Origin of the sequence: Streptococcus sp. Marseille-Q0941 (assembly GCF_943736975.1) — a bacterium.
Taxonomy (GTDB): domain Bacteria; phylum Bacillota; class Bacilli; order Lactobacillales; family Streptococcaceae; genus Streptococcus.
Window position 1 is genome coordinate 87,788 of record NZ_CALSFO010000006.1, and the last position, 26,845, is coordinate 114,632.

Sequence of the window (26,845 nt, forward strand, 5' to 3'; positions counted from 1 at the left end):
TTTCAAACTATATCAAAGCCTAATTTTTTACAATTATACAGACAGTTTCTTTTCTGTTAAGATAGTTTCAACAACAATTTTTGGAGGACAAAACATGTCAACTACAATTATCGGTTTCCCTCGTTTGGGTGAATTCCGCGAATTAAAATTTACAACTGAAAAATACTTTAGAAAAGAAATCTCAGAAGAAGAACTCCTTGCAGCAGCAAAAGACTTGCGTGCAAAACACTGGAACATCGTCAAAGAAAAAGGCATCACTGAAATTCCATCAAATGACTTTTCTCACTATGACAACTTCCTGGATGCTGCTTTCCTTTTCAACGTAGTTCCTGCATCAGTACAAAACTTAGAATTATCTGATCTTGAACGTTACTTTGCTTTGGGACGTGGTTACCAAGGAGAAAAAGGGGACGTTCGTGCCCTTCCGATGAAGAAATGGTTCAACACCAACTACCACTACATCGTTCCTAAATTTGAAAAAGACACTCAAGTAAAATTGGCTGGTCACAAGATTTTTGATGAATTCCAAGAAGCTAAAGAACTTGGATTGAACACTCGTCCTGTTCTTGTAGGTCCATTCACTTTCCTTCAATTATCAGACTTTGAAGAAGGCGTGAAAGCAGAAGATTTCGTAGATAGCTTAGTGGCTGCTTACCAAGATGTTTTTGCTAAATTGGCTGAACTTGGTGCGACTCGCATCCAATTAGACGAAGCTGCTCTTGTCAAAGATTTGACAGCTGAAGAAAAAACTCTCTTCTTGAACCTCTACAACAAGCTTTTGGCTGATAAGAAAGGTCTTGAAGTCTTGCTTCAAACTTACTTTGGTGACGTTCGTGACGTTTATGCTGACCTTGTCAAATTGCCAGTAGATGCGATCGGTCTTGACTTTGTTGAAGGGAAGAAAACTCTTGAACTCGTTAAAGGTGGCTTCCCAGCAGACAAGACTCTCTATGCAGGTATTGTCAATGGTAAGAACATCTGGCGTAACAACTACGAAAAGAGCTTGGCTGTTCTTGAGCAAATCCCAGCTGAAAACATCGTATTGACAAGCTCATGCTCACTTCTTCATGTGCCATTTACAACTGCGAATGAAGAATTTGACCCAGCTATCTTGAACCACTTTGCTTTTGCAGTTGAAAAATTGGATGAGATCCGTGACTTGGATGCTATCCGTAATGGTCAAGGTGCAGAAGCTCTTGCTGCTAACAAAGAACTCTTTGCGACTGAACGTGTTGGTGAAAATGCGGAACTTCGTGCTCGTATCGCTGGATTGACAGACGCAGACTACACTCGTTTGCCAGCCTTTGCTGAACGTGAAGCTATCCAAGAAGATGCCTTCAAACTTCCAGCCCTTCCAACAACAACCATCGGTTCATTCCCTCAAACTAAGGAAGTTCGTGCCAAACGTTTGGCCTTCCGTAAGGGTGAGTTGTCAGCAGAAGACTATGACAAGTTCTTGGCAGAGCAAATCGACGAATGGATTAAATGGCAAGAAGAAGTTGGATTTGACGTGCTTGTACACGGTGAATTCGAGCGTAATGACATGGTTGAGTACTTCGGTCAAAACTTGTCAGGTTACCTCTTCTCTAAGAATGGTTGGGTACAATCATACGGTATGCGTGGGGTTAAACCACCAATCATCTGGGGCGATGTTACTCGTCTCAACCCAATCACTGTTAAATGGTCTAGCTACGCACAAAGCCGTACTGACAAACCTGTTAAAGGTATGTTGACTGGACCTGTTACCATCCTTAACTGGTCATTCCCACGTGAAGACATCTCTATCAAGGATTCTACTCTTCAAATCGCTCTTGCAATCAAGGATGAAGTTCTTGACCTTGAAGCTGCAGGCGTGAAAATCATCCAAATCGACGAGGCTGCTCTTCGTGAAAAATTGCCACTCCGTCGTAGCGACTGGTACGAAGACTACCTTGACTGGGCTATTCCAGCCTTCCGCTTGGTACATTCAACAGTAGCGCCAGACACTCAAATCCACACTCACATGTGTTACTCAGAATTTACAGATATCATCAAAGCTATCGACAACATGGATGCAGACGTTATCTCATTTGAGGCTAGCCGTTCAAACCTTGAAATCTTGGACGAACTCAAAGCGAAAAACTTCCAAACAGAAGTTGGACCTGGGGTTTATGATATCCACTCACCTCGTGTGCCTAACGAAGGCGAAATCGACCACACCATCGAAGCCATCCTTGCAAAAGTACCAAGCAAGAAAGTATGGATCAACCCTGACTGTGGTTTGAAAACACGTGGTATTCCAGAAACGAAAGAAAGCTTGATCCGCCTTGTAGAAGCTGCAAAAGCTGCGCGTGAGAAATTGTAAAATTCACTTTCTCTCTACAACGGTTGTTCAAAAAGAAATCAACTAGAAAAGGTTCATACATATGTCACGTCAAACACCGTCCCTCTCATTTGAAGTTTTCCCTCCAAACCCAGAAGTAGGCAATGACAAAATTATCGCAGCCCTGAAAGACATGCAGGGCTTGGCACCACACTTCATCAGTGTGACTGCTAGTAATAATAAATTTAATATCAAAGAGACGACGGTTCGTTTGGCTGACTATATCCAAAATGACCTGAATATTAAGACCATTGCTCACTTGCCAGCCATTTACTTGACCAAGGACAAGGTTGCTGAAACCATTAGAGATTTGGACAAGGTTGGCGTACAGAAGATTTTGGCCCTTCGTGGAGATATCATTCCAGGTGTTGAACCACAGAAGGATTTCCGTTACGCCACAGACTTGATTGAGTTCATCAAGGAACAGGCCCCACACTTTGATATTATTGGAGCTTGTTATCCTGAAGGACATCCAGACTCGCCAAATCAAATCTCAGATATCCAAAATCTCAAGAAAAAAGTGGATGCAGGATGCTCTAGTCTAGTAACGCAACTTTTCTTTGACAATGAGCGTTTCTACGATTTCCAAGACAAGTGTACCTTGGCAGGGATTGATGTGCCAATTCATGCAGGGATTATGCCAATCCTTAACCGTAACCAAGCGCTTCGTCTCTTGAAGACTTGTGAGAATATCCATCTTCCACGTAAATTTAAGGCTATCTTGGACAAGTATGAGAATGACCCTGAGTCACTCAGAGCAGCAGGACTTGCCTATGCCGTAGACCAAATCGTGGACTTGGTAACGCAAGACGTAGCAGGCGTGCATCTCTACACCATGAACAACGCAGACACTGCTCAGTACATTCACCAAGCAACCCATGCCTTGTTCAATCACCAACCTTAAAATAATCAAAAGCAAACCATTCTTCTTTTCATAGCAGAATGGTTCCTTTTTTATAGAAAAGACCGTACTTTTTAAGAAAAATATGATAAAATAGACTCTGTACGTACTTGATACAAAGATGAGGGTATTAGGTTATTAAGGTTGCAAAAACTCAACTCTAAATGTCCAAAATATCATGAGTAATTGAACACGCCTACAACTCTGTGGAAAAAGATAAATCTACCTAGGAGCATTCGCTCCGTCGTTCGATTTCCTATTTTCCTTTGAGTTGCTTAACGGCTTAGTATCTTGATTTTTGTAGGCAAGGCGTATAATTTTATCAATCCAAAGGGGATTAACATGACAAAACAAGTGTTTCAAACGACTTTTGCAGGTCGTGAGTTGATTGTAGAGACTGGTCAGGTTGCTAAGCAAGCAAATGGCTCTGTTGTCGTACGTTACGGGGAGTCAACTGTCTTGACTGCTGCTGTTATGTCTAAGAAGATGGCAACTGGGGATTTCTTCCCACTCCAGGTCAACTACGAAGAAAAAATGTATGCGGCTGGGAAGTTTCCTGGTGGCTTTATGAAACGTGAAGGACGTCCTTCAACGGATGCGACTTTGACAGCGCGTTTGATTGACCGTCCAATCCGTCCTATGTTTGCGGAAGGTTTCCGTAACGAAGTGCAAGTGATCAACACTGTGCTTTCTTATGATGAAAATGCCTCTGCTCCAATGGCAGCTATGTTTGGTTCATCATTGGCATTGTCTATCTCAGATATTCCATTTGACGGACCAATCGCTGGGGTACAAGTAGGCTATGTTGACGGGGAAATCATCATCAACCCTACTCAAGAACAAGCAGAGCAATCTCTTCTTGAATTGACAGTAGCTGGTACCAAGCACGCTATCAACATGGTAGAGTCTGGTGCCAAAGAATTGTCAGAAGAAATCATGTTGGAAGCTCTTCTGAAAGGACACGAGGCCGTTAAAGAATTGATTGCCTTCCAAGAAGAAATCGTTGCTGCAGTCGGTAAAGAAAAAGCAGAAGTGGAATTGCTTCACGTAGATGCTGAATTACAGGCTGAAATCATCGCAGCCTACAATAGTGATCTCCAAGAAGCAGTTCAAGTTGAAGAAAAATTGGCTCGTGAAGCTGCAACTCAAGCAGTTAAGGATCGAGTAACCGCAGTTTACGAAGAAAAATATGCAGACCATGAAGAATTTGACCGCATCATGCGTGATGTGGCTGAAATCTTGGAACAAATGGAACACGCTGAAGTGCGCCGTTTGATCACAGAAGACAAGGTGCGTCCTGACGGGCGTAAGGTCGATGAAATTCGTCCTTTGGATGCGCAGGTTGACTATCTTCCTCGTGTACATGGTTCCGGTCTCTTTACTCGTGGACAAACTCAGGCACTTTCAGTTTTGACCTTGGCTCCGATGGGAGAAACGCAAATCATCGATGGTTTGGATCCAGAGTACAAGAAACGCTTTATGCACCACTATAACTTCCCACAATACTCTGTAGGGGAAACTGGACGTTACGGTGCTCCAGGTCGTCGTGAAATTGGTCACGGTGCTCTTGGGGAGCGTGCTCTAGCTCAAGTATTGCCAAGTTTGGAAGAATTCCCATATGCGATTCGTTTGGTAGCAGAAGTTTTGGAATCAAACGGTTCTTCATCTCAAGCCTCTATCTGTGCCGGCACTCTTGCCCTTATGGCTGGTGGTGTGCCAATCAAGGCGCCAGTAGCTGGTATTGCTATGGGACTTATCTCAGATGGTAACAACTATACAGTATTGACAGATATCCAAGGTTTGGAAGACCACTTTGGTGACATGGACTTCAAGGTTGCAGGTACACGTGACGGGATTACTGCCCTTCAAATGGATATCAAGATCCAAGGAATTACTGCAGAAATCTTAACAGAAGCTCTTGCTCAAGCCAAGAAAGCTCGTTTTGAAATCCTTGATGTGATTGAAGCTACTATTCCAGAAGTTCGTCCAGAATTGGCTCCAACAGCTCCGAAAATTGATACCATCAAGATTGATGTTGATAAGATCAAGATTGTCATCGGTAAAGGTGGAGAAACCATCGATAAGATCATCGCTGAAACAGGCGTTAAGATTGACATCGACGAAGAAGGTAACGTATCTATCTACTCTAGCGACCAAGATGCCATCAACCGTGCTAAAGAAATCATTGCTGGTTTGGTTCGTGAAGCCAAAGTGGACGAAGTCTACCATGCCAAAGTTGTTCGTATCGAGAAATTTGGTGCCTTTGTCAACCTCTTTGACAAGACGGATGCCCTCGTACACATCTCTGAAATGGCTTGGACTCGTACTAATAATGTAGAAGATTTAGTTCAAATTGGTGATTTTGTAGATGTGAAGGTTATTAAGATCGATGAAAAAGGTCGTGTAGATGCTTCTATGAAGGCACTCTTGCCACGTCCGCCAAAACCTGAACGTTCAGAAGAAAAAGGGGATAAAGGTCATCGTCATGGGGATCGTCCTCGTCACCACCACAAGGACCACAAACCTAAGAAAGAAACTACAGAAACACCAAAAGACTCAGAATAAGAAAGGAGAAATGTATGGGATGGTGGCGTGAAACCATTGATATCGTAAAAGAAAATGATCCAGCGGCTCGCACTACCTTAGAAGTCTTGCTGACTTATCCGGGTGTCAAAGCCTTGGCTGCTCACCGTCTCTCTCATTTTCTCTGGAAGCATGGCTTTAAACTCTTGGCTCGTATGCACAGTCAGTTTTGGCGCTTCTGGACTCAGATTGAGATCCATCCAGGTGCTCAGATAGAATCAGGTGTCTTTATCGACCATGGGGCAGGACTTGTGATTGGGGAAACAGCTGTCGTTGAAAAAGGAGTTCTTCTCTACCATGGGGTTACTCTTGGTGGGACAGGTAAGGATAGTGGGAAACGCCATCCAACTGTTCGCAAAGGAGCCCTCATTTCTGCTCATGCTCAAGTCATCGGACCTGTAGAAATCGGTGAAAATGCCAAGGTCGGTGCTGCAGCGGTCGTTGTAGCAGATGTTCCTAGTGATGTGACGGTTGTCGGCATTCCGGCCAAGATTGTGCGTGTTCATGGTCAGAAAGACGAACCGACCATTCACGAGGTAGAGGAGAAACGGGAATACTACGTCAATAAACTTGAGCAAGCGAGAGAAGCCAGTCACAGGTCGTCGGGGTTGTAGAGAGTAGTAATGCTTTAGGTAGGAGGTTAGGTAAATGCTATTAGAAGAATTCGAAAATGTACCTGCTGTTATCGAACCAACTGATCGAAGTATTCGTGGTGGTGGAGAAATTTGTGATACGATTATTTTATCTTTTAATGGAGAAATCGTTGAACGAGTAAAGCAGTTTGAAGATGTTTATGAAGCTGGCTATCTAACCAATCTAAATGGCAAATTCCCATGGTATATCTATGAAAAAGAAGGGAGAAAGGTAGCAGTTGCTATAGCTACTATTGGTGCCCCAATGATTGTAGGTCTCTTAGAAGAACTAAAAGCGAGAGGATTTAAAAACTTTATCGTTTTAGGTTCTTGCGGAGTTCTTGATCAGTCCATTCAGGCAGATAAAATAATCCTACCAAGTTCAGCTCTACGTGATGAAGGTACAAGTTACCATTATGCTCCTGCTAGTGATGAGATAGCTTATGACGAAACTCTGCTCTTAACCATGGAAGAGGCTTTGAATAAATCTGGTATTGAGCACATTCGAACAAAGTCTTGGACCACAGATGCTTTCTATCGTGAAACAGCCGATAAGGTCAAACGTAGACTGGAAGCGGGTGCGACTGTTGTGGATATGGAAGCCTCAGCAATCATGGCTTGGGCACAATTTCGACAAGCTAAGGTTTATCAGTTTTTCTACACGGCTGATTATGTTGACCATCATAATCATGAGTGGGATGCAAGATACGAAGAAAGAAAAGCAGATGCTATGACTTTCTTTGAGATAGCATTAGTAATTGCTAGAGAGTTGGATTGAAACGATTTTTTACGATAAACAAGACACAGAAAGGAGTCAGTGAGTGATTAAAATTTACGACACCATGTCTCGTGATTTGCGAGATTTTGTCCCAATCGAGGACGGCAAGGTCAAGATGTATGTCTGTGGGCCAACAGTATATAACTATATCCACGTGGGGAATGCCCGTTCGACGGTGGCTTTTGATACCATTCGTCGTTATTTTGAGTACCGTGGGTACGAGGTTTCCTATATTTCTAACTTTACGGATGTGGATGATAAGATTATCAACCGTGCTAAGGAAGAAGGCATCACACCTCAAGAAGTAGCGGATAAGTACATCGCTGCCTTTCGTGAAGACGTGACGGCTCTTGGTGTTAAGCCTGCGACTCGTCATCCACGTGTCGTCGAGTTTATGGCTGACATCATCCGCTTTGTGGGAGACTTGATTGAAAAAGGCTATGCCTACGAAAGTCAAGGGGATGTTTACTTCCGTGTGGAAAAATCTCACAACTATGCCAAATTGGCTAATAAAACTTTGGAAGACTTGGAGCTGGGGGCTTCTGGTCGGACAGATGAAGAAACAGCTCGTAAGGAAAATCCTGTAGACTTTGCTCTATGGAAAGCTGCAAAACCAGGAGAGATTTCATGGGACAGTCCTTGGGGACCTGGTCGTCCTGGTTGGCACATCGAGTGTTCGGTCATGTCAACTGAAATTTTGGGAGATACCATTGATATCCACGGTGGTGGGGCCGACCTTGAGTTCCCTCACCATACCAACGAAATTGCCCAGTCAGAAGCTAAAACAGGTAAGACCTTTGCCAACTACTGGATGCACAATGGTTTTGTCAATATCGACAATGTTAAGATGTCCAAGTCTTTGGGTAACTTTATCACCGTGCATGATGCCCTCAAGACCATCGACGGCCAAGTGCTTCGTTTCTTCTTTGCGACTCAGCATTACCGCAAGCCTATCAACTTTACGGGAAAAGCAGTTCGGGATGCCGAGACCAACCTTAAGTATCTGAAGAATACTTATGAGCAACCATTTACAGGAAATGTAGATGCTCAAGAGTTACAAGCATTTAAAGATAAGTTTGTAGCGGCTATGGATGAGGACTTTAACTCTGCCAACGGTATCACAGTAGTCTTTGAAATGGCCAAATGGATCAATTCAGGCAACTATGATGTAGCGGTTAAGGAAGCTCTTGCGGCTATGTTAGAGGTCTTTGGGATTGTCTTTGTCGAGGAAGTTTTGGATGCAGAGATCGAAGCCTTGATTCAAAAACGCCAAGAAGCGCGTGCCAATCGTGACTTTGCGACAGCAGACCAAATCCGTGACCAACTAGCTGCTCAAGGGATTAAACTACTGGATACAAAAGATGGAGTGAGGTGGACACGTGATTGATGTCAATCTCATTAATGGGATTGCGCTAGCTTTTGAAGGGGATGCGGTTTATTCCATGTATATTCGCCGCCATCTCATTCTGCAAGGTATGACCAAGCCCAATAAACTCCATCAAGAGGCGACTAAGTATGTATCAGCAAAGGCTCAGGCTCGTCTGATTTCCCTGATGTTGGAGGAGCAAGTCCTTACGGAAAAAGAAGAAGAAATCTATAAACGTGGCCGCAATACCAATAGTCACACAAAGGCTAAAAATGCAGATGTCGTGACTTATCGTATGTCTACGGGATTTGAAGCGGTCATGGGCTATCTCCATCTGACTGAAAATGTGGAGCGTCTAGAGACCTTGATTTCATGGTGCATCCAAAAAGTGGAGGAGTAGAAATGCTTGCAAAAGAATTACTAGACTGGTTTCCTGAGGCTCAAATTTCAGATCAGCCGATAGAGAAGCCAGGATATCTTACTCTTCCTCTGTCTTCGCAGCAGTGGATTTTACTGGAAGAGACCAATCTCACTGAGCGTGAAAAGCAGTTAATTTCCCTTTTGACCCAGCAGGAGCAGGCTCGTTCGCTCAATCCTTGGTATTCCTATCTGATTGAGGGGAAAGGGCAGGCACCTCAAACTTTTAAAAAGATTCAGCTGGTTTATTGTCATCTATCCTATTCTCAACAGGAGAATCTAGCTTCTTGGCTGGATATGATGCAGACTCTCTTTCCTAACTGCCAGACAGTGTTGCAGGTCGGAGTTCAGGACTATGTTTTTGTTCTCCAGCAAGATAAATACAGCTCTGTACGAGTTATTTTAAGTGATACGATTGAGGCAGTGGAGTATGACTTTGGCCTTCGTCTGTCTATCATGTTGGGGCAGGTATGGTTTCAGACAGGCCCTCAGGCCCTATCAGACTTAATCAAAGCGGAGCGAGATTTGTTTAAGACATGGTGGCGTCAGGGTCACCAAGGTGTTCATACCTTTTCACAACTCTATCTTTGGAGTATAGGAGAAAGGATTGTGGACCTGAGAGTCATTAAAGAATGCCTGCACCAGATGATCTTGGATCAGGATCAGATACAGGAAATTATTCTCTCATTGTGGGAAAATAGTGCAGTCCTAACTAAAACAGCACAACAACTATATCTGCATCGCAATTCTCTCCAATACAAGATTGACAAATGGGAAGAATTAACAGGGCTTCAGTTGAAGGAGTTGACCGATCTCACCTTGTGTTACCAATTGATTTTACCAGATATTATTTAAAGTTTTGTGCAAGTTGCACAGAACTTTTTTATTTTTTTGGTCACCTTGCCATAGAAATGTAAAGCGTTTTCATATATAATAAAACTATCAAAAAATAAAAGGAGTTCACCTTCCATGGTAGAATTAAATCTTAAAAATATTTACAAAAAATATCCAAACAGCGAACACTACTCAGTTGAAGATTTCAACTTGGACATCAAAGATAAAGAATTTATCGTTTTCGTAGGTCCTTCAGGATGTGGTAAATCAACAACTCTTCGTATGATCGCTGGTCTTGAAGACATTACAGAAGGTACTGCATCTATTGATGGCGTGGTTGTCAACGACGTAGCTCCAAAAGACCGTGACATCGCCATGGTATTCCAAAACTACGCTCTTTACCCACACATGACTGTATATGACAACATGGCTTTCGGTTTGAAATTGCGTAAGTACAGCAAAGAAGACATTGACAAACGTGTACAAGAAGCTGCAGCAATCCTTGGCTTGAAAGAATTCTTGGATCGTAAACCTGCTGACCTTTCTGGTGGTCAACGTCAACGTGTTGCCATGGGTCGTGCCATCGTCCGTGATGCAAAAGTATTCTTGATGGACGAGCCTTTGTCAAACTTGGATGCCAAACTTCGTGTATCAATGCGTGCTGAAATTGCGAAGATCCACCGTCGTATTGGTGCTACAACTATCTACGTAACTCACGACCAAACAGAAGCGATGACACTTGCAGACCGTATCGTTATCATGTCAGCAACTAAAAACCCTGCTGGTACTGGTACTATCGGACGTGTTGAACAAATCGGTACTCCTCAAGAAGTTTACAAAAACCCAGTTAACAAATTCGTAGCAGGATTTATCGGAAGCCCAGCTATGAACTTCATCAACGTTAAATTGATCGGTGACCACATCGTTGGTGACGCCTTTAACTTGAAAGTTCCAGAAGGTGCTTTGAAAGTTCTTCGCGATAAAGGTTACGAAGGTAAAGAATTGATCTTCGGTATCCGTCCAGAAGATGTGAACGCAGAACCTGCTTTCCTTGAAACATTCCCAGAATCAGTTGTGAAAGCAACTATCTCTGTATCAGAATTGCTTGGTTCAGAATCTCACCTATACTGCCAAGTTGGTAAAGATGAATTCGTTGCTAAGGTTGACGCACGCGACTACTTGCAAGCTGGTGCAACTGTAGAACTTGGATTTGACTTGAACAAAGCTCACTTCTTCGATGTAGAAACTGAAAAAACAGTTTACTAGGATAGATTTGAATGAATCAACACTACTAGAATTTTTCTAGTAGTGTTTTTTGTAAAGTTCAGAAACTCGTATAGAAGGAGACTTTACTAGTTTTCTTATTCACTAAAAAGTGTTAAAATGGTAGGAAGAACTGGAGAGTATGCATGCCCAAAGAAGTAATTTATTCTGGCGATGAAGTCGTCGCTTTAACGCAAAAATATTTATCGAAAGAAGATGTGGCTTTTGTCCATAAGGCCTTGGTTTATGCTGTAGAGTGCCATAGTGGCCAGTATCGCAAATCAGGCGAACCTTACATTATCCACCCTATTCAGGTAGCAGGTATCTTGGCTAAGCTCAAGCTGGACGCTGTCACTGTTGCCTGTGGTTTTTTGCATGACGTGGTAGAAGACACAGATGCTACTTTGGATGACTTAGAGCGCGAGTTTGGCCATGATGTTCGAGTGATTGTAGACGGTGTTACCAAGCTTGGTAAAGTTGAATACAAGTCTATCGAAGAGCAACTAGCTGAGAATCACCGCAAGATGCTCATGGCCATGTCAGAGGATATCCGCGTTATCTTGGTCAAACTCTCTGACCGCCTTCACAATATGCGTACTCTTACGCATCTTCGAAAGGACAAGCAAGAGCGTATTTCTCGAGAAACCATGGAAATATACGCACCACTTGCTCACCGTCTGGGGATTTCAAGTGTTAAATGGGAACTAGAAGACCTTTCCTTCCGTTATCTAAATCCGACAGAGTTTTACAAGATAAGTCATATGATGAAGGAGAAACGTCAAGAACGTGAAGCCTTGGTCGATGAAGTTGTGACGAAACTCGAGGAGTATTCATCTGAGCGCAACCTGACAGGAAAAATCTATGGTCGTCCTAAGCATATCTACTCTATTTACCGTAAGATGCAGGACAAGAAAAAACGCTTTGAAGAAATCTATGATCTGATTGCCATTCGCTGTATCCTAGATACTCAGAGTGATGTTTATGCTATGTTGGGCTATGTCCATGAGCTATGGAAACCAATGCCAGGTCGTTTCAAGGACTACATTGCCAATCGTAAGGCCAATGGTTACCAGTCCATTCATACGACTGTTTATGGACCAAAAGGACCGATTGAATTCCAGATTCGTACCAAAGAGATGCACGAGGTTGCTGAGTACGGGGTTGCGGCTCATTGGGCCTACAAAAAAGGAATGAAAGGCCAAGTTAGTAGTAAAGAATCTGCTATTGGGATGAACTGGATCAAGGAGATGATGGAACTCCAAGACCAGGCAGATGATGCTAAGGAATTTGTAGATACTGTCAAAGAAAACTATCTGGCAGAAGAGATTTATGTCTTCACTCCAGATGGAGCGGTTCGTTCGCTTCCAAAGGATTCTGGACCGATTGACTTTGCCTATGAGATTCATACCAAGATTGGGGAAAAAGCAACTGGAGCCAAGGTAAATGGTCGTATGGTACCCTTGACTACCAAGCTTAAAACGGGTGACCAGGTTGAAATCATCACCAATCCAAATTCATTTGGACCAAGCCGTGACTGGCTCAACATGGTTAAAACCAGCAAGGCCCGCAACAAAATTCGTCAGTTCTTTAAAAATCAAGACAAAGAATTGTCCATCAATAAAGGTCGTGAAATGCTGATTAGTCAGCTTCAAGAAAACGGCTATGTGGCTAATAAATTTATGGACAAGCGCCACATGGATGAAGTCCTTCAAAAAACCAGCTACAAGACAGAAGAAGCTCTCTTTGCAGCCATTGGTTTTGGAGAGATTGGAGCCATTACCGTCTTTAATCGTTTGACGGAAAAAGAACGTCGTGAAGAAGAGCGCGCCAAGGCTAAGGCAGAAGCAGAAGAACTGGTCAAGGGTGGCGAAGTCAAGGTAGAGAACAAGGACACGCTCAAGGTCAAGCATGAGGGTGGGGTTGTCATCCAAGGCGCTTCTGGACTCTTGGTCCGGATTGCCAAATGTTGTAATCCTGTTCCAGGTGATGATATTGTTGGTTATATCACCAAAGGTCGCGGAGTTGCCATCCACCGTGTGGACTGTATGAACCTTCGTTCACAGGAAAATTACGAGCAGCGTTTGCTAGATGTCGAATGGGAAGACCAATTCTCAACCAAGGAATATATGGCTCATATCGATATCTATGGACTCAACCGTTCGGGTCTTTTGAATGATATCTTGCAAGTCCTATCAAACACAACTAAGAATATCTCATCGGTTAACGCCCAACCGACCAAGGATATGAAATTTGCAAATATTCACGTTTCCTTTGGAATTTCTAACCTTTCAACGCTGACAACGGTAGTTGATAAGATAAAGAGTGTACCAGAAGTCTACTCAGTCAAACGGACTAATGGTTAAGTTGGCTTGATATAGTTAGAAAGGATTTCTATGAAAATCATCGTTCAGCGAGTCAAAAAAGCTCAGGTTTCTATTGAGGGGCAGATTCATGGTCAAATCAAACAAGGACTCTTGCTCTTAGTGGGTGTTGGACCTGAGGATCAGCAGGAAGATTTGGATTATGCAGTCAGAAAACTTGTCAATATGCGGATTTTCTCAGATGACCAAGGCAAGATGAATCTGTCTGTTAAGGATGTCCAAGGAGAAATTCTCTCCATCTCCCAGTTTACTCTCTTTGCCGATACCAAAAAAGGCAATCGTCCAGCCTATACAGGCGCAGCTAAACCAGATATGGCTGAGGCCTTCTATCAAGATTTTAACCAGGAACTAGCCAAGGAAGTTCCTGTTGAGACAGGTGTTTTCGGAGCAGATATGCAGGTAGAACTGGTCAATGATGGGCCGGTAACTATCATCCTTGATACAAAAAATAGATAAGAAAAACCAAGCTAACAAGCTTGGTTTTTCTTATCTATAAAATCCCTAAAAGACAAAGCTTCTAGGGATAAGGGGGGTCAGTTCATTTTTTCAACATAGAGTTGCTTAGCGATTTCTAGACTTACCAAGAGTTCTTCATTGTTGTGAATTAAAGTAAAGGTATTAGAGAAATCATCAAACTGTTGAACTTGGAGTTTGTCTCCGATATTGATGGCATTTTTTTCCAGATATTTTAGGAGATCAAAACTATCGTGAACCCGAGTCAGGAGATAGGTTCCAGCTTCTTTGGTTTCTGATAGTGGTAGGTTGTTGATTTCAACCAAAAATTCTCCCTTAGCAGGAATGGTACCACCGTGAGGGCAGGTCTTTGGAAAGTCGAGCATACTTTCTAATCTCTCTACAAAAAAGTCTGAAACGGTATGTTCTAATACTTCAGCTTCCTCATGAATTTGGTCACTGGTATAGTCTAGATGGTGGACCAGAAAAACCTCAATCAGACGATGTTTACGATAAAGTTCTGATACAAGTGTTAGACCAATATTGGTTAGCAAGTATCCTTTTTTCTTATCTTTTAAGATGAGATTTTCAGACTGCATGCGCTTAATCATTTCAGTTACAGCTGGAGGAGATACCTGCATCCGAGCAGCAATTTCCTTATTTGTAATCTTAGGAATATCCATGCCAATCTCATAAATACATTTTAAGTAGTCTTCTTTATTTGGTGTCATTCGCATTTCCTTGTTTATTATCTCCATCTAGTATACCAAAAAAAGCTAGATTTCTCTAGCTTCTTACTACAAGAGCTGGACTTAGTTGAGTTCTTTTGCAGCTGCAATAGCGGCTTCAAAGTCTGGCTCGCTATTGATATTATCCACGTATTCGACGTAGCGGATGGTATTATCAGTATCGAGAACAAATACAGCTCGAGCAAGCAGATGCCATTCATTGATTAAGAGGGCATAATCACGACCGAAAGAATGGTCAAAGTAGTCTGAAAGCATGATGGCATTCTCAAGGCCTTCAGCCCCACACCAGCGTCCTTGGGCAAATGGTAGGTCCATAGAAACGGTAAGAACGACGGTATTATCAAGGTTAGCAAGTTCTTGGTTGAAGCGACGAGTTTGCGTTGAGCAGATACCAGTGTCGATAGAAGGGACAACACTCAAAACTTTTTTCTTTCCATCAAAGTCGGCAAGACTTTTTTTAGAGAGATCAGTTGTAGTGAGGGAAAAGTCGAGTGCCTTGTCTCCGACTTGTAGTTGTTTACCTGTAAAGGTTACAGGATTTCCGAGAAAAGTGGTCATGAAACTACTCCATTCTTTTTTCTTTTATTTTACCGAGAATTGTCAGATTTTTCCAATGATTTGACCGGAAATTGAAAAAACGCCAATTCCGTGAGAATGACGTTTTTTAATGGATTATTTTGACAAACCTTCAGCAATCTTGTCAAGGTTGTATTTCATCATGCTGTAGTAGCTGTCGCCTTCTTTGCCTTCTTCAGCGATTGAGTCAGTAAAGATTTGTGCGTAGATTGGGATATTTGTGTCTTGTGAAACAGTCTTCATTGGACGGTCATCGACACTTGATTCAACAAAGAGTGATGGAACTTTTGTTTGGCGAAGTTTTTCAACCAAGGTCTTGATTTGTTCAGGTGTTCCTTCTTCTTCTGTGTTGATTTCCCATATGTAGGCACTTGGGACTCCGTAAGCTTTGGAGAAGTATTTGAAGCATCCTTCGCTGGTTACGATAAGTTTCTTCTCAGCAGGGATATTGTTAAATTTCTCTTTGGCTTCCTTGTCTAGTTTATCTAGTTTTTCAGTGTATTCTTTGAGATTTTTTTCGTAGAATTCCTTGTTGTTCGGATCTTTTGCAATCAGCTGTTTAGCGATATTTTTAGCATAAATCATCCCATTTTCAAGGTTGAGCCAAGCGTGTGGATCCTCTTTACCTTTTTCGTTTTGACCTTCAAGGTAGATGATGTCTACACCGTCACTAACTGCAAAGTAGTCTTTGTTTTCAGTTTTCTTGGCATTTTCAACCAATTTTGTAAACCAAGCATTGCCACCTGTTTCAAGGTTGATACCGTTATAGAAAATCAAGTCAGCTTGAGAGGTTTTCTTAACGTCTTCAGGAAGTGGTTCGTATTCGTGTGGGTCTTGACCAACAGGAACGATACTATGAAGATCAATCTTGTCACCAGCGATATTTTTAGTAATATCAGCGATGATAGAGTTAGTTGCTACAACCTTTAGTTTTTGGTTTGTAGATGCGGCATCTTTTTTTCCGCTAGCACAGGCAGCTAACCCAATGATAGAAAGAAAAAGAACGAGCAATGTACCTAATTTTTTCATTAGATTCCTCCAGAAGGGTTTCCCCTTATTTATTGATTTTTTTATTTTTTAGTTTCAAGTATCGTTGCTTAGGAGAGATAAAGAAACTGATTAGAAAGAAGCTGGCGGATGTGAGCACGATGCTGGATCCTGCTGCGAGATTGAAGCTATAGCCGATAAAGAGTCCCAAGACAGAAGCGGTTGCCCCTAGGGTTGATGAAAGAAAAATCATGCTCTTTAGGCTATTAGCATAGAGGTAAGCCGTCGCAGCTGGGGTGATCAACATGGCCACGATAAGAATAGTTCCAACACTTTGCATGGCGGTAACGGACACAAGGGTCAAGAGCACCATGAGCAGATAGTGGTAGAAATTGACGGGCATTCCCATGGCTTTAGCCAAAAGCTCGTCAAAGGATGTAATCAGTAGCTGTTTAAAGAAAATCCCGATAATCAAGAGAATCAATGCCCCCACACCGATGGTGATCCACATGTCCGTATCTTGGACAGCGAGGATATTCCCAAAAAGGATATGAAAGAGGTCTGTCGAACTCTTGGCAACACTAATCAAGATGACACCTAAGGCTAAGAAAGATGAAAAGGTAATACCAATGGCTGTGTCACTCTTGATGATCGAGTTTCCCTTGATGTAGGTAATGATGATGGAGGCCATCAAGCCAAAGATGATTGCTCCAATAAAGAAATCAATTCCCAAGATAAAGGAAAGGGCTACGCCGGGCAAAACTGCGTGAGAGATGGCATCCCCCATGAGAGACATTCCGCGTAGGATGATAAAACATCCCACGGCTCCAGCAACGACTCCGATGACTATAGCTGTTATCAAGGCGTTTTGTAGGAAATGGAAATTTTGCAATCCATCGATAAATTCTGCTATCATAGGTCACCTCCATTAAAGAAGAGCCTACTACCATAAGCTTTTTTAAGATTGGCTTCGGTAAAGGTTTCTTCAGTTGGACCAATAGCTACCAATTCTCGATTGAGAAGTAAAACTTGGTCGAAATAATGGGAGACTTTACTGAGGTCATGATGGACGATGAGAACTGTTTTACCAGCTTTTTTAAGGTCTCTCAGCGTATTCATGATAATCTCTTCACTGATCGAGTCAATCCCGACAAAAGGCTCATCTAAAAAGATGTAGTCAGCTTCTTGTACTAAGCAGCGGGCAATCAAAACACGTTGGAATTGTCCTCCTGAGAGCTGACTGATTTGGCGTTCAGCATAGTCTGAGAGTCCAACGATTTCAAGTGCATCCGCCACTTTTTTCCAGTGGCTGGCCTTTAAAGTGTGAAAGAGCGGTATAGATGGATAGAGTCCCAGTGAGACACATTCCTTGACCTTGATAGGAAAATTGTAGTCGATATGGATTTTTTGCTCGACATAGGCAACTCGATGTAAAGATTTCTTGACTTCTTTGTCATCGAGAAAGGCCTGACCTTCATGTGGGATAATTCCCAACATACTTTTTAATAAAGTTGATTTTCCAGCACCGTTTGGACCAATAATTCCGGTAATAGTTGGTCCTTGGAGCACTAGTGAAATATCCTTTAGTGCCAACGTCTCTTTGTAGGAGACACTGAGGTTTTCGATACGTATCATACAGTTTTATTCCTCCTAGTTTTTAATATACCTTAATTTTATTTTTAAGTCAAGTTAATTTTGGTAAAAATTTAAAATATGAACATCTAAAGAATCAGGAAGACACGGCATTTTTAATTGCATTCCCCAGGGATTTTTGCTAAGCTAAGAATAAGTGAAAAATGAAAGCGAGAACAAGATGACACGTTATCAAGATGATTTTTATGATGCAATCAATGGTGAATGGGAAAAAACAGCTGTCATTCCAGCTGACAAATCTCGAACAGGTGGTTTTATTGACCTTGATGAGGAAATTGAAGAGTTAATGTTAGCAACTACAGACAAGTGGTTGGCAGGTGAGGATGTCCCAGAGGATGCTATCCTAGCAAACTTTGTCAAATACCACGCTATGGTCAGAGATTTCAACAAGCGAGAAGCTGATGGAATCGAGCCAGTCCTTCCTTTACTTAAGGAATACCAGGATTTGGAAAGTTTTGCGGATTTCGCAAGTAAACTAGCAACATTTGAATTAGCTGGTAAACCAAACTTCCTTCCATTTGGAGTATCACCAGACTTTATGGATGCTAGAACCAATGTTCTTTGGGCTAGTGCTCCAGGGACTATCTTGCCTGATACAACCTACTATGCGGAAGACCATCCTCAGCGTGAGGAATTATTGAACCTTTGGAAAGAAAGTACTTCTAATCTCCTCAAAGCCTATAACTTCTCAGATGAAGAAATCGAAGATCTTTTAGAGAAACGATTGGAATTGGACCGCCGCATCGCAGATGTGGTCCTCTCTAACGAAGAAAGTTCAGAATATGCCAAACTCTATCATCCATACGCTTATGAAGATTTCAAGAAATTTGCCCCTGCCCTACCTTTGGATGATTTCTTCCAAACAGTGATTGGACAAACTCCAGATAAGGTTATCGTAGATGAGGAACGTTTCTGGCAAGCAGCAGATCAATTCTATAGTGAAGAAGCTTGGCCTTTACTCAAGGCAAGCTTGATCTTGAGTGTGGTCAATCTTTCAACTAGTTATCTAACAGATGAGATTCGTATCTTGTCAGGTGCCTACGGACGAGCTCTTTCAGGAGTTCCAGAGGCTCAAGACAAACGCAAGGCTGCTTACCACCTAGCTCAAGGACCATTCAAACAAGCGCTCGGACTTTGGTATGCCCACGAAAAATTCTCTCCAGAAGCTAAGGCAGACGTAGAGAAAAAAGTAGCGACTATGATTGACGTTTATAAGGAACGCTTGGCTAAGAACGACTGGCTGACACCTGAAACTCGCGAAAAAGCCATCGTCAAACTCAATGTCATCAAGCCTTATATTGGTTATCCAGAAGAACTGCCAGCTCGCTATAAGGATAAGGTAGTGGATGAATCTGCTAGCCTCTTTGAGAATGCCCTAGCCTTTGCGCGTGTGGAAATCAAGCACAGTTGGAGTAAATGGAATCAGCCAGTTGACTACAAGGAGTGGGGAATGCCTGCTCATATGGTCAATGCCTACTACAATCCACAAAAGAACTTGATTGTCTTCCCAGCTGCTATCTTACAGGCTCCATTCTATGACTTGCATCAGTCATCTTCTGCCAACTATGGTGGTATTGGTGCGGTTATTGCCCATGAAATTTCTCACGCCTTTGATACAAATGGAGCTTCCTTTGATGAAAATGGTAGCCTCAAGGACTGGTGGACAGAGAGCGATTATGCTGCATTTAAAGAGAAAACACAGAAAGTTATCGATCAGTTTGATGGTCAAGAATCTTACGGTGCAAGGATCAACGGGAAACTAACTGTATCAGAAAACGTTGCCGACCTTGGAGGTATCGCTGCTGCCCTTGAAGCTGCTAAGAGAGAACCAGACTTCTCAGCTGAAGAATTCTTCAACAATTTTGCACGTATCTGGCGTATGAAAGGCCGTCCAGAGTTGATGAAACTCATGGCTAGTGTCGACGTACACGCGCCAGCTAAACTCCGTGTCAACGTCCAAGTGCCAAACTTTGATGACTTCTTTACAACCTATGATGTCAAAGAAGGTGACGGTATGTGGCGCTCACCAGAAGACCGTGTGATTATTTGGTAATAGAAAAGAGAGTGGGACAGCAATCGGTCATTCGTTAGAATTCGATTTTGTCGTCCCACCTCCGCACAGTTGAGTAGGGTTGTAAAAGCTGATGAAATCAGCGTAGTAGAGCCCACTCAACCACTGCGTCTTGCTCTACAATCCAAAGACAATTAAGAGACTAGGACTTTTGTCCCAGCCTCTTTTCGATTGCTAGAAAAATGGATTGAAGGTTTTTTCGTGGGCGATAGTCGTAGCAGGTCCATGTCCTGGATAGACGTCGTAGTTTGGGAGTGTAAAGAGCTGGGTTTGGATACTATGAAGGAGTTGTTCCATACTACCAGTTGGCAAATCTGTCCGACCAATGGTTTCTCGGAAAAGGGCATCTCCGGTCAAGACTAGATGACCATCAGGAAAGATGATAGAGACACCACCGATAGAGTGGCCCGGAGTTGGTAAGACTGTGAAGCGGAATTCTTCAATCTGGTATTCTTCATGAAAGACATAAGTGTGTTCAGCTGGTTTGCAGATGACATCTGCCATATCGTCATGTCGAGGGAGACCTGAAAGGTTGTCAACAGGAGTATAGAGCCAAGAAGCTTCACTTTCTGCCACATAGACTGGAGGATTTCCATAAGTATCTCTGACCAAGTCAAGACTCATAATATGGTCATAGTGGGTGTGGGTCAGAAGAATAGCACAGATGGGTTTATTGATGGTTTCTATGGTTTTGCGAATAGTCTCCCAATGACTACCAGGATCGACCACAATCAGGTGCTGATCTCCTTCTAGATAATAGGTATTTTCATAGGCAACAGGATTAACAGTTTTATGGATTTTCATAGGATTTCCTCTTTCAAAGAATTTACAGTTTCTAGTATAGCACAGAAGCACAAAATAAGAAATCAAGAAGAAAGTCCCTCCATAAAGGAAGGGACTTTTTGATACATTAAAAATGATTTTTCCAGGCTTGGAAACGAGCATCCAGTAGGAGTTGCGTCAGGTTTTTTAAGATTTCAACTTGTTCAGGATCCAGTGTTTTAGCTTGGGAAACTAGTTGATGAATGTGCTCGATAGCACTGATAGAAGATAAATCATTGATAGAGTTGATGCCGGACTCTAAAATAGTTCCAAAGAAGAGATCAAAGTAGAGCTCTAGTTCTTCATCGGGAACACTGTCCACCCATTCTTTGAGAGTGTCTTTGATTTGTAGACTTTCGCTACTAATTTCCTCTAGTTGGACAAAGTGGTGCCCTTCAGTTAGCCAGCTAAAAGTATTGTGTTGGGCGATACCTCCAAGAGCCGTAGATTTGACAACGATAGGAGTATCAGGCACTACCAGCATCATTCCAATGACAGATCCCTGGGGCACATAACGCTGAATTTTAGGGATAATGTCTTGGTAGCCAGTGGATTCAGTCAGTTGAGCCTGCAAACCAGGAGCATCGTAGGTGTAAATAGCCGAGATTTTTTCCTGCAAATCAGGCTGGATTTGACTTGCAGCATAGACGGCTAGATTCCCACCTTTAGAATGTCCAGCAATGATTACTTTTTGCTTTGGATATTGTTTAAAGAAATCTTCTAAGTAGGTTAGAGCATGTTTTTGGGCAGGGATTTCCTTCATGTAGGTCATATGGAAATCTTCCTTCCAACCAATAATACTATCGTCTGTACCACGAAAGACAATCAGATAGGTATCTAGATTAAGACGATAGGTCATAGCAGCGAACTGCTTTTGTTCCTCAGTATCAATCTCGTTTACAAAGTTAGAGAGTTTGCTATTTTTAAAACGTTTGTGGGAGGCTAGTTGGTCTAAGAGTTGCAGCCGTTCTTTATTGGTCAACATGGTGTTTTCTCGAGGAATACGTGTTGCGACATCGCTTAAACGATTGATGGATTGGTCCAATAAGTTATCAAAAGGAAGATAGGTTAGCTCTGTAAAAGCAAGTACATCCAGTTCGTTTAAGGGAACATCATAAAAAGAATCATATTGAACGTCAGTTAGGTAGTCAAAAATATTGGCCATAAAAGCTCCTTTCTCTATGTTTATCCTATCACATTTACCTAGAATTCGCTAGTAGGCTTGTTCGAATGACCTAGTAGGGTTTGATTGAAATACATAGAAGATAGATTGCTCCTATTTCAAACCTCTAAACGAGCTTACTTGTATGTTTTTGCTATCAATCCCATTTTCCTTTAAAAACTTCTTCATCTCATTTACATCATCAGGCTGACCTGTGATGAGATAGCTGGCTTGATTGCCGTATTCATCAATAGCATGTTTTAAAAATGCTTGACTTTGAGAAAGTTCATCGCTAGTTTTATAAGTAAAATTCGGTGTTTTTTGAGCCAGTTCCTTCATCTCATTATCGAAAATAGTAACTCCTTTATCAAAATGGTTGAGAATAATCGGACATTTACCAGCCCATTCTTTGATAAGGGGGCGTAGAGCAGAAATGCCGACATCAGATGCAAAGCAAACTAGTGGCTTATTCGTATCTTTAACAGTCAAAGAGGAATCCAGCCAACTCATCTCAATCTCACTGCCAGCTGGTAAATGTGTCAAGGTTTCCTTAAAGTGGCTACCACTATTATGAGTCAAAATGAGAATTTCATCTTCATCAGGTGTGGAGGCAATGGTTAGCCATCGACTGGTTTGCTCTCCCTTAGCTTCATATTTACTAGCAGTAGACGAGGTATCAGGGAGTGTAAACTTAGCGTAAGCCCCAGCTTTCCAGATTTGATGACTCGGTTTTGTGATATGAATTAAATATAGATTTCCGCTGGGGTTTTCGATGGATTTTATCGATAATGTCTGGCTTCGTCCAAGATAAGCGATGGCACCCCAAGTTATAATACATAGCGCTCCAAGTGTTGACAGAATGATAATAAACATTTTTTTACCTCTTTTCATTTTTTATGACTCCTAATCTTAATTATTGAATGAACAAAAAATAAATTCATTCACATATTTCCAAAAAATAAAGAAAACCACTTTCTTTATTTTAGTACTCCTTTTATGAAGTTGGTTGCAAGTATTTCGACAGTTTTGCCAATATCTGGAAAATCTTTTTCCGTAATATGCATATCCATGTAGTAAAATAGGTTGTAAACTTGTAAAATCTCTTGAATCTTTTCTGGCGAGTACCCTTCAGCCTGCATACGATTTGTAAAAGTTTTAACTAGAAACTGATGAAAAGGATTTGCGACTTTGCCTTCTTCCGAGGAATAGTAGCTGTGCAAGTCATCGGCTATGGCAGGATTGTACCATTCTGCAAGGATTTTATTGGAAGAAACGAGTGCTCTGGACTGAGCAAAGAGTTGACCAATGAGGTCAATCATGTCAATTTCCCAATCCAGTTCTTCGATCATAGCTTGGCGAACACGGTTGTTTTCATCTATATAGATGTCTAGAAAAATGGCTTCTTTACTCTCGTAATAGTTATAAAAAGAACCTACTGCCATACCAGCTTGCCTAGCTATTTCTGAAATTCCTGTCGCTTTGTAACCTTTTTTCGAAAAAACGTCATAGGCTGCTGTTTTTAGAGCTTGTTTTTTGTCCAATATGATTTAACCTCCTTTGCTTTATGAATGAATAAATTTGTTCGTTCATTCATATTCTAACAAATCATTGCCAGCTTGTCAATAAGAAGGCTAGATCTATTAAATAAGTTAAAGAAACGCTAACTAAATGAGCACAAAAAAGAAAATATAGGATAAGGCTGGAACTATAGTTAAAAATAAGGTATGATATCAATGGGATTATTCTCTATTTAGCTTTCGTTTCCGAATCTGGATTTGAAAGATAAATAGCCAAATAGTTGAGTTACTAATTCATAGATTTTTTATTAAGGTTTTTTATAGTTTGAACAAGAGCAAAGGAGGAGCGCATGCATAAGATTTTACTAGTAGAAGATGATCAAGTCATCCGTCAGCAAGTTGGGAAAATGCTCTCCGAATGGGGGTTTGAGGTAGTCATGGTGGAAGACTTCATGGAAGTTTTAACCTTATTTGCCCAGTCTCAACCTCATCTGGTTCTCATGGATATTGGATTGCCTCTCTTTAATGGCTATCATTGGTGCCAAGAAATCCGTAAGATTTCCAAGGTTCCTATTATATTTCTGTCTTCGAGAGACCAGGCTATGGACATCGTCATGGCTATTAACATGGGAGCAGATGATTTTGTGACCAAGCCTTTTGACCAGCAGGTCCTTTTAGCGAAGGTCCAAGGATTATTGCGCCGCTCCTATGAGTTTGGACGGGATGAAAGTCTGTTAGAATATGCAGGAGTTATCCTCAATACCAAGTCTATGGATGTGCATGTCAATGGAAAAGCTATCAGTTTAACTAAGAATGAATTTCAGATTTTGCGGGTTTTATTTGAGCATGCAGGAAATGTCGTAGCGCGTGATGATTTGATGCGGGAACTTTGGAACAGTGACTTCTTTATCGATGATAATACCTTATCCGTTAATGTCGCTCGTTTGCGCAAAAAACTGGAGGAAGAAGGTTTGATTGGTTTTATCGAAACTAAGAAAGGGATAGGGTACGGATTGAAACATGCTTGATCTCAAAAGTTTTTCTCTAGCTTATATCCGTTCCCGTAGCCGTTTTTTAGCTTTTACTCTGTTATTGACGGGTCTCCTTCTTCTTTTTGAGGTCTTATTTGCTAATCAAGGTCCTTACTTTAACTATTTTTTTCTTCTATCGTCCGTTTTTACCTTTATATTCTTGATATGGGATTTTGGAGTGGAATTGCAACGTTATCGTAAGGAATTGCTCTATGGGGAAAGAAAAGCTAAGTCACCAATGGAAGTCCTTCTAACTGAAAAATTAGAGAAACGTGAAGCGGAACTCTATCAAAAGAAATCAGATGCTGAAAACCGATACAATGATTTGGTGGACTACTATACTCTCTGGGTCCACCAGATAAAGACGCCGATTGCAGCCAGTAAACTCCTAGTGAGCGAGGTGGCGAATCGCCAACTGAAGCAACAGATGGAGCAAGAAATTTTTAAGATTGATTCCTATACCAACCTCGTTCTCCAATATCTACGCTTAGAAAGCTTCCATGATGATTTGGTGTTGAAGAAAGAAAATATAGAAGATCTGGTCAAGGAAGTCATTCGCAAATATGCTATTTTCTTTATCCAGAAAGATCTAAGTATTAATTTGCATGACTTGGACAGAAGGATTGTGACGGATAAAAAATGGCTGTTGGTAGTCATTGAACAAATCCTATCAAATAGCCTCAAGTACACAAATGAAGGTGGGGTTGAAATCTATATGGAAGGTTCAGACCTTTGCATCAAAGATACTGGGATTGGTATCAAAAACAGTGATCGGTTGCGAGTCTTTGAACGTGGATTTTCAGGCTATAATGGTCGTATGACCCAGCAGTCATCTGGACTTGGGCTCTATCTAACCCAGAAAATCAGCCAAGAATTAGGACATCAAATTCAAATAGAATCCGAGCTTGGGCAAGGAACAACGGTGAGGATTAAGTTCTCTGAAGTTAATTTACTGGTTGAATGAAAAGAATTGAGAAGAGGTTGGGACAAAAGTCCTAGCCTCTCAATTGTCTTTAGATTGTCGAGCAAGACGCAGTGGTTGAGTGGGCTCTATTACGCTGATTTCATCAGCTTTTACAGCCTTATACTCTTCGAAAATCAAATTCAAACCACGTCAGCGTCGCCTTACCGTACTCAAGTACAGCTTGTGGCTAGCTTCCTAGTTTGCTCTTTGATTTTCATTGTGTATTACTCAACTGTGCGGAGGTGGGACGACGAAATCGAATTCTAACGAATGACCGATTTCTGTCCCACTCTCTCTTCTTTAGACCTTGATATAGTGAGAAAAAAGGCTTCAATTAGAAAAAAATGTAATCTTACAAAAATGTAAGATTAAAGTCCTCTTTTGTAAGGTTATGTTATGGCAAGTCCTCTTTTTTTGGAGTAAACTTAGAGCATAAAGAAAAAGGAGAGAAACCATGAAAACAATTTTACAAAAGAAACAAACAAGTAAGCCGAGTCCAAAGGATATCGAGCGAGTTCAGCTCGGTATCGAAATGATGCAAGCTCAGTTTCAGTTAATGGGATATTAAAAAGGAGAAGTTAAAATGACACTATTAGATGTAAAACACGTTCAAAAGATTTATAAAACTCGCTTTCAAGGCAACCAAGTAGAAGCCCTGAAAGATATTCACTTTACCGTTGAAAAAGGCGACTACGTCGCTATCATGGGTGAGTCTGGTTCCGGGAAATCGACTCTACTCAATATTCTTGCTATGCTTGACAAGCCAACTCGTGGTCAGGTCTTTCTAAATGGAACAGATACAGCTACCATTAAAAATTCTGAAGCATCAAGTTTCCGTCGTGAAAAGCTAGGTTTTGTCTTCCAAGACTTTAATTTGCTAGATACGCTTTCTGTTAAAGACAATATCTTACTCCCTTTGGTATTGTCTAGAAAGCCTATTACAGAAATGATGAAAAAATTAGTCGTGACGGCCGAAAATCTTGGCATCAATCAATTGCAGGAGAAGTACCCTTATGAAATCTCTGGAGGGCAAAAACAAAGGGTTGCAGTTGCACGGGCTATCATCACAGAACCAGAAATTCTCCTTGCGGATGAGCCAACAGGAGCCCTAGATTCTAAATCATCTGCAGCCCTCCTTGATATCTTTGATCAGATCAACGAGCAAGGACAGACCATTCTCATGGTAACCCACTCAACAGCTGCGGCCAGCCGTGCAAAACGTGTCCTTTTCATCAAGGACGGCATCCTCTACAATCAAATCTACCGTGGTGAAAAGACGGATCGTCAGATGTTCCAAGAAATCTCTGACACCTTGACTGTTATGGCAAGTGAGGTGAACTAGT

At 41.7% G+C, this 26,845-nt stretch carries 24 protein-coding genes; 15 read left to right on the forward strand and 9 right to left on the reverse strand.

The window, feature by feature from the left end:
- Positions 1 to 94: 94 nt before the first annotated feature.
- The 11 genes from metE to dtd all read left to right on the forward strand — a co-directional run bounded on the left by metE (position 95) and on the right by dtd (position 13,973).
- Positions 95 to 2,344 carry a 5-methyltetrahydropteroyltriglutamate--homocysteine S-methyltransferase gene (gene metE / locus NGI26_RS06895; RefSeq protein ID WP_251938104.1) on the forward strand — a complete coding sequence of 750 codons (2,250 nt, stop codon included), beginning with the start codon at positions 95 to 97 and terminating at the stop codon, positions 2,342 to 2,344.
- Positions 2,345 to 2,405: 61 nt separating this feature from the next.
- Positions 2,406 to 3,266, forward strand: coding sequence for a methylenetetrahydrofolate reductase [NAD(P)H] (metF, locus tag NGI26_RS06900; protein WP_251938107.1), 861 nt, complete (start codon positions 2,406 to 2,408; stop codon positions 3,264 to 3,266).
- Between the two features lie 339 nt (positions 3,267 to 3,605).
- Positions 3,606 to 5,828 carry a polyribonucleotide nucleotidyltransferase gene (gene pnp / locus NGI26_RS06905; protein ID WP_251938110.1) on the forward strand — a complete coding sequence of 741 codons (2,223 nt, stop codon included), beginning with the start codon at positions 3,606 to 3,608 and terminating at the stop codon, positions 5,826 to 5,828.
- 14 nt (positions 5,829 to 5,842) lie between these two features.
- A complete protein-coding gene (gene cysE / locus NGI26_RS06910) occupies positions 5,843 to 6,460 on the forward strand; it encodes a serine O-acetyltransferase (protein ID WP_251938112.1) in 618 nt (205 codons plus the stop codon).
- Between the two features lie 34 nt (positions 6,461 to 6,494).
- Positions 6,495 to 7,256, forward strand: coding sequence for a nucleoside phosphorylase (locus NGI26_RS06915; RefSeq protein ID WP_251938114.1), 762 nt, complete (start codon positions 6,495 to 6,497; stop codon positions 7,254 to 7,256).
- A gap of 43 nt (positions 7,257 to 7,299) precedes the next feature.
- Complete coding sequence (gene cysS / locus NGI26_RS06920) at positions 7,300 to 8,643, forward strand: cysteine--tRNA ligase (RefSeq protein WP_251938116.1); 1,344 nt, start codon at positions 7,300 to 7,302, stop codon at positions 8,641 to 8,643.
- Positions 8,636 to 9,022: a Mini-ribonuclease 3 gene (locus NGI26_RS06925; RefSeq protein ID WP_251938118.1), complete on the forward strand. Its 387-nt coding sequence runs from the start codon at positions 8,636 to 8,638 to the stop codon at positions 9,020 to 9,022. Before cysS ends, NGI26_RS06925 begins: the two co-directional genes overlap by 8 nt.
- A 2-nt stretch (positions 9,023 to 9,024) precedes the next feature.
- A complete protein-coding gene (locus tag NGI26_RS06930; RefSeq protein ID WP_251938120.1) occupies positions 9,025 to 9,894 on the forward strand; it encodes a PucR family transcriptional regulator in 870 nt (289 codons plus the stop codon).
- A 114-nt stretch (positions 9,895 to 10,008) separates the two neighbouring features.
- Positions 10,009 to 11,139: an ABC transporter ATP-binding protein gene (locus tag NGI26_RS06935; protein WP_004263420.1), complete on the forward strand. Its 1,131-nt coding sequence runs from the start codon at positions 10,009 to 10,011 to the stop codon at positions 11,137 to 11,139.
- A 143-nt stretch (positions 11,140 to 11,282) separates the two neighbouring features.
- Positions 11,283 to 13,499 (forward strand): RelA/SpoT family protein, encoded by a 2,217-nt coding sequence (locus NGI26_RS06940; RefSeq protein WP_251938122.1) that lies wholly within the window; start codon positions 11,283 to 11,285, stop codon positions 13,497 to 13,499.
- Between the two features lie 30 nt (positions 13,500 to 13,529).
- Positions 13,530 to 13,973 (forward strand): D-aminoacyl-tRNA deacylase, encoded by a 444-nt coding sequence (gene dtd / locus NGI26_RS06945; protein ID WP_251938124.1) that lies wholly within the window; start codon positions 13,530 to 13,532, stop codon positions 13,971 to 13,973.
- A gap of 77 nt (positions 13,974 to 14,050) precedes the next feature.
- Here dtd and NGI26_RS06950 read toward each other — a convergent pair whose 3' ends face one another.
- From NGI26_RS06950 to NGI26_RS06970, 5 genes are all read right to left on the reverse strand, one after another.
- Entirely contained in the window at positions 14,051 to 14,701 is a 651-nt protein-coding gene (locus NGI26_RS06950) for a metal-dependent transcriptional regulator (protein ID WP_251938126.1), read from the reverse strand.
- 81 nt (positions 14,702 to 14,782) lie between these two features.
- Positions 14,783 to 15,277, reverse strand: coding sequence for a thiol peroxidase (tpx, locus tag NGI26_RS06955; RefSeq protein WP_251938128.1), 495 nt, complete (start codon positions 15,275 to 15,277; stop codon positions 14,783 to 14,785).
- Between the two features lie 114 nt (positions 15,278 to 15,391).
- Positions 15,392 to 16,324: a metal ABC transporter substrate-binding protein gene (locus NGI26_RS06960; RefSeq protein WP_251938130.1), complete on the reverse strand. Its 933-nt coding sequence runs from the start codon at positions 16,322 to 16,324 to the stop codon at positions 15,392 to 15,394.
- A 25-nt stretch (positions 16,325 to 16,349) separates the two neighbouring features.
- Positions 16,350 to 17,198 carry a metal ABC transporter permease gene (locus NGI26_RS06965; protein WP_000559795.1) on the reverse strand — a complete coding sequence of 283 codons (849 nt, stop codon included), beginning with the start codon at positions 17,196 to 17,198 and terminating at the stop codon, positions 16,350 to 16,352.
- Positions 17,195 to 17,917 carry a metal ABC transporter ATP-binding protein gene (locus NGI26_RS06970; protein WP_251938132.1) on the reverse strand — a complete coding sequence of 241 codons (723 nt, stop codon included), beginning with the start codon at positions 17,915 to 17,917 and terminating at the stop codon, positions 17,195 to 17,197. The genes NGI26_RS06965 and NGI26_RS06970 overlap by 4 nt, the downstream gene beginning before the upstream one ends.
- 178 nt (positions 17,918 to 18,095) lie before the next feature.
- Here NGI26_RS06970 and NGI26_RS06975 point away from each other — a divergent pair, with 178 nt between their 5' ends.
- A complete protein-coding gene (locus tag NGI26_RS06975) occupies positions 18,096 to 19,988 on the forward strand; it encodes a M13 family metallopeptidase (RefSeq protein WP_251938133.1) in 1,893 nt (630 codons plus the stop codon).
- Positions 19,989 to 20,180: 192 nt separating this feature from the next.
- On the opposite strand, the gene NGI26_RS06980 is transcribed toward NGI26_RS06975, so the two are convergent.
- From NGI26_RS06980 to NGI26_RS06995, 4 genes are all read right to left on the reverse strand, one after another.
- Positions 20,181 to 20,810 (reverse strand): MBL fold metallo-hydrolase, encoded by a 630-nt coding sequence (locus NGI26_RS06980; protein WP_251938136.1) that lies wholly within the window; start codon positions 20,808 to 20,810, stop codon positions 20,181 to 20,183.
- A gap of 106 nt (positions 20,811 to 20,916) precedes the next feature.
- Positions 20,917 to 21,993, reverse strand: a complete 1,077-nt coding sequence (locus NGI26_RS06985; protein WP_251938138.1) for a DUF2974 domain-containing protein — start codon at positions 21,991 to 21,993, stop codon at positions 20,917 to 20,919.
- A 111-nt stretch (positions 21,994 to 22,104) separates the two neighbouring features.
- On the reverse strand, positions 22,105 to 22,881 hold the full coding sequence (locus NGI26_RS06990; protein WP_251938141.1) for a ferredoxin reductase domain-containing protein: 777 nt from the start codon (positions 22,879 to 22,881) through the stop codon (positions 22,105 to 22,107).
- An 86-nt stretch (positions 22,882 to 22,967) separates the two neighbouring features.
- Positions 22,968 to 23,537: a TetR/AcrR family transcriptional regulator gene (locus tag NGI26_RS06995; protein WP_251938340.1), complete on the reverse strand. Its 570-nt coding sequence runs from the start codon at positions 23,535 to 23,537 to the stop codon at positions 22,968 to 22,970.
- 320 nt (positions 23,538 to 23,857) lie between these two features.
- Between NGI26_RS06995 and NGI26_RS07000 the strand changes: the two genes are divergently transcribed.
- From NGI26_RS07000 to NGI26_RS07010, 3 genes are all read left to right on the forward strand, one after another.
- Complete coding sequence (locus NGI26_RS07000) at positions 23,858 to 24,535, forward strand: response regulator transcription factor (RefSeq protein WP_251938143.1); 678 nt, start codon at positions 23,858 to 23,860, stop codon at positions 24,533 to 24,535.
- Positions 24,528 to 25,502: a sensor histidine kinase gene (locus NGI26_RS07005; RefSeq protein ID WP_251938145.1), complete on the forward strand. Its 975-nt coding sequence runs from the start codon at positions 24,528 to 24,530 to the stop codon at positions 25,500 to 25,502. Before NGI26_RS07000 ends, NGI26_RS07005 begins: the two co-directional genes overlap by 8 nt.
- Before the next feature lie 583 nt (positions 25,503 to 26,085).
- Positions 26,086 to 26,844 (forward strand): ABC transporter ATP-binding protein, encoded by a 759-nt coding sequence (locus NGI26_RS07010; RefSeq protein ID WP_006152604.1) that lies wholly within the window; start codon positions 26,086 to 26,088, stop codon positions 26,842 to 26,844.
- Position 26,845 lies beyond the last annotated feature (1 nt).

What these genes read in the sequence shown, in the direction of transcription:
- dtd (WP_251938124.1), top strand. Translation starts at nt 13,530, where the DNA reads ATGAAAATCATCGTTCAGCGAGTCAAAAAAGCTCAGGTTTCTATTGAG.
- metE (WP_251938104.1), top strand. Translation starts at nt 95, where the DNA reads ATGTCAACTACAATTATCGGTTTCCCTCGTTTGGGTGAATTCCGCGAA.
- NGI26_RS06930 (WP_251938120.1), top strand. Translation starts at nt 9,025, where the DNA reads ATGCTTGCAAAAGAATTACTAGACTGGTTTCCTGAGGCTCAAATTTCA.
- NGI26_RS06935 (WP_004263420.1), top strand. Translation starts at nt 10,009, where the DNA reads ATGGTAGAATTAAATCTTAAAAATATTTACAAAAAATATCCAAACAGC.
- NGI26_RS06950 (WP_251938126.1), bottom strand. Translation starts at nt 14,701, where the DNA reads ATGACACCAAATAAAGAAGACTACTTAAAATGTATTTATGAGATTGGC.
- tpx (WP_251938128.1), bottom strand. Translation starts at nt 15,277, where the DNA reads ATGACCACTTTTCTCGGAAATCCTGTAACCTTTACAGGTAAACAACTA.
- NGI26_RS06985 (WP_251938138.1), bottom strand. Translation starts at nt 21,993, where the DNA reads ATGGCCAATATTTTTGACTACCTAACTGACGTTCAATATGATTCTTTT.
- NGI26_RS07005 (WP_251938145.1), top strand. Translation starts at nt 24,528, where the DNA reads ATGCTTGATCTCAAAAGTTTTTCTCTAGCTTATATCCGTTCCCGTAGC.
- NGI26_RS06940 (WP_251938122.1), top strand. Translation starts at nt 11,283, where the DNA reads ATGCCCAAAGAAGTAATTTATTCTGGCGATGAAGTCGTCGCTTTAACG.
- metF (WP_251938107.1), top strand. Translation starts at nt 2,406, where the DNA reads ATGTCACGTCAAACACCGTCCCTCTCATTTGAAGTTTTCCCTCCAAAC.
- NGI26_RS07000 (WP_251938143.1), top strand. Translation starts at nt 23,858, where the DNA reads ATGCATAAGATTTTACTAGTAGAAGATGATCAAGTCATCCGTCAGCAA.
- NGI26_RS06965 (WP_000559795.1), bottom strand. Translation starts at nt 17,198, where the DNA reads ATGATAGCAGAATTTATCGATGGATTGCAAAATTTCCATTTCCTACAA.
- cysE (WP_251938112.1), top strand. Translation starts at nt 5,843, where the DNA reads ATGGGATGGTGGCGTGAAACCATTGATATCGTAAAAGAAAATGATCCA.
- NGI26_RS06975 (WP_251938133.1), top strand. Translation starts at nt 18,096, where the DNA reads ATGACACGTTATCAAGATGATTTTTATGATGCAATCAATGGTGAATGG.
- NGI26_RS07010 (WP_006152604.1), top strand. Translation starts at nt 26,086, where the DNA reads ATGACACTATTAGATGTAAAACACGTTCAAAAGATTTATAAAACTCGC.
- NGI26_RS06970 (WP_251938132.1), bottom strand. Translation starts at nt 17,917, where the DNA reads ATGATACGTATCGAAAACCTCAGTGTCTCCTACAAAGAGACGTTGGCA.
- NGI26_RS06960 (WP_251938130.1), bottom strand. Translation starts at nt 16,324, where the DNA reads ATGAAAAAATTAGGTACATTGCTCGTTCTTTTTCTTTCTATCATTGGG.
- pnp (WP_251938110.1), top strand. Translation starts at nt 3,606, where the DNA reads ATGACAAAACAAGTGTTTCAAACGACTTTTGCAGGTCGTGAGTTGATT.
- NGI26_RS06990 (WP_251938141.1), bottom strand. Translation starts at nt 22,881, where the DNA reads ATGAAAAGAGGTAAAAAAATGTTTATTATCATTCTGTCAACACTTGGA.
- NGI26_RS06915 (WP_251938114.1), top strand. Translation starts at nt 6,495, where the DNA reads ATGCTATTAGAAGAATTCGAAAATGTACCTGCTGTTATCGAACCAACT.
- NGI26_RS06980 (WP_251938136.1), bottom strand. Translation starts at nt 20,810, where the DNA reads ATGAAAATCCATAAAACTGTTAATCCTGTTGCCTATGAAAATACCTAT.